This is a genomic window from Actinophytocola sp. (assembly GCF_049647105.1).
In the GTDB taxonomy this organism is placed as follows: domain Bacteria; phylum Actinomycetota; class Actinomycetes; order Mycobacteriales; family Pseudonocardiaceae; genus Actinophytocola.
In genome coordinates this window covers 1-2,276 of the sequence record NZ_JBARWZ010000050.1, presented here as the reverse complement: position 1 = coordinate 2,276, position 2,276 = coordinate 1, and the positions used below count along the sequence as shown (strand labels likewise).

Genomic DNA, 2,276 nt, shown 5'->3' with positions numbered 1-2,276 from the left:
ACATGGGCCTCGCGTACGACGAAGTCACCGCTCAACGGGTGGCCGACTCACGGGAGTCCCCGGAGGCTGAGGAGCCGGAGATCGTGAAGCGTCGCAAGTTCCTTGCGCACGCGGCCGCTGTCGCGGTCGGTACGCACGGGCTCGGCGCCCACTCAGGATCGTGGGTGTCCAGCCCGGTGCTGACCCCCGCTCCTGGTCGGATCGGCATGACCGACGTCCGGCAGGTCGAGGCCGCAACCAGGGCGCTTCGGGCGCTGGATTACCAGTACGGCGGCGGGTTCTGCCGGGACGCCGTGGTCGCCCAGCTGTCGTGGGGCCAGCAGATGCTCAGCGCGTCGGGTTCCGAGGTGGTCAAGCAGCGGCTGCACGTCGCGCTCGCCGACCTGCACAACCTTGCCGGCTGGACCTCTTTCGACATCGGACTCATCGACTCGGCGCGCAACCACTTCGGACGCGCGCTCGAGCTCGCCAAGGCAGGGGACTCCAACCAGCTCGTGGCCAACATCCTGTACCGGATGGGCCGAGTCTACCTGGAGGACAATGCCCCGAAGGCCGCGCTGAAGATCTTCCAGCTCGGACAGACCGCCGCCCAGGAGTCCGGTTCGGAGCTCGCGGTGGCGGTCATCGGCATCAATCAGGCATGGGCGTGCGCGATGATGGGCCACGAGGAGCAGGCGATCAATCATATCGGGCAGGCTCAGGACGAGTTCTGTCGAGCGAATGGGGGCGCGGCGGCGGACTGGGTGAAGTTCTTCAACGAGGACGACGTCTATGCCATGATCGGCACGGTGCACACCGTGCTGGCCCAGCAGGTGGATCCCGTGCACACCAAGTCCGCGATCCCCGCACTGCACCGGGCCATCGACTCCTACGGCGACGACATGGCCCGCAGCAAGACACACGGCCTTGGCTTGCTGGCGACGAACCATCTGCTCGAAGGCGATATCGACTATGGCGCGAAGGTCGGCCTTCAGGCCATTGACTTGGCACAGCGATTGCGATCAACCCGGGTGCGCCGCTTGCTCATGCCGCTGTTCGCGGAGGCAGAGAAACGCAAGCACAACCCGGAAGCCCACGAATTGTCAAACATGATCAGCCGGTTCTACGAGCAAGGAAGCTGATCGATAACTGACAAGCTCCGACCGGAGCAGCCGTGGCGACCTGTCCCGTAACGCCGAGCACGAGATCGGCGGGTAGCTATTCAGCTGGGGTGAGTGCTGGTGGTAGCCAGGCTCCGGTGGTGAAGAGCTTGTGGAGGGCGTCGAGTTTGTCGAGGCCCCATTTGGTGGCGGTGTCCAGGTAGGACTGGACGATGGCGAAGTCGACGAGTCCTTGAAGTGTGCGCCAGGCGCCGCCGGAGGTGCGTTGCTGGAGGTGCGTTGCTGGACCTTGACCGGGCGGACCGCTCTTTCCGCCGTGTTGTTGGTGAACGGCACCGTCAGGTTGGTGGCGAAGCGGAGGATCATGTCCTCGTAGCGGCGGAATCGGCGGATCAACGTTCGCGCGTCGGTCGCGAGTGTGCCGCGTTTGCCCTTGTTGTCGGTTTGGCCGCGGGCCAGCGCTCCGCGGTAGAGGTTGCGGATCCGGGTCAGCGTGGCGGGATCGAGACTGTCGGCGCCCTCGGCTCGTGCCGCGTGCGCGGTGTGATGGGCGTCGAGCAGGGTGTTGGCCATGGCCAGTGCCCAGAGCTGTCCCTGCGGGTCGGCGTCGGAGATCGACCGCAGGTCCCGCAGCAAGTGTGCACCGCACCAGGCATGAATGGCCTGGGTGAGGTGTTCGTAGCCGGCATAGCCGTCGCGGACCAGCACACCTGAGTACTCGGCGAGTACGCCGCCGGCGTCGATGTCCTCGCGGGTGCGGCCACCGACGTGCATCAGGGTCACTCGGTGCACGCGACGTGCACATACGACAACCCGCCCGCGGCCCGACCACAGGTCTCGTCTGCGTGCAACACCGGCGCGGTCACCAACAGGTCCCGCACATGGGCCAGAAACCGCTTCTCCAGCTTCCGGGCGGCACGACCCCGAACGCCAGCGAGGAACCCGGTGGACACATCAATTCCAGCCAGTGCCTCCAGCAGCTGTCGTGCCCGGCCCACCGGCAGGAATGCCCGCAGGTCAACAACGCCCCGCGAGCCAGGGTTGCGGGACCGATCCGCACCGGCGAGCCCAACCCGGCCACCACGTCCCGCCGCGGATCATCAGCCCGAACCTGGTCCCAGCCGGGTGTGGTCACCTCCCCGCAACACACACAGACCTTCGACACCCGCTGGTACT

The 2,276-nt window shown here is 66.4% G+C and carries 1 protein-coding gene and 1 pseudogene; one reads left to right on the top strand and one right to left on the bottom strand.

Features of this window, described 5'->3' with window-relative positions; all coding sequences use genetic code 11:
- Positions 1-1,121: transcriptional regulator (locus WBA97_RS06810; RefSeq protein WP_424229845.1), on the top strand; the 1,121-nt coding region annotated here is incomplete at its 5' end.
- A gap of 76 nt (positions 1,122-1,197) precedes the next feature.
- On the opposite strand, the pseudogene tnpC reads toward WBA97_RS06810, so the two are convergent.
- Positions 1,198-2,276, bottom strand: a pseudogene (tnpC, locus tag WBA97_RS06805) (IS66 family transposase); the annotation flags it as partial.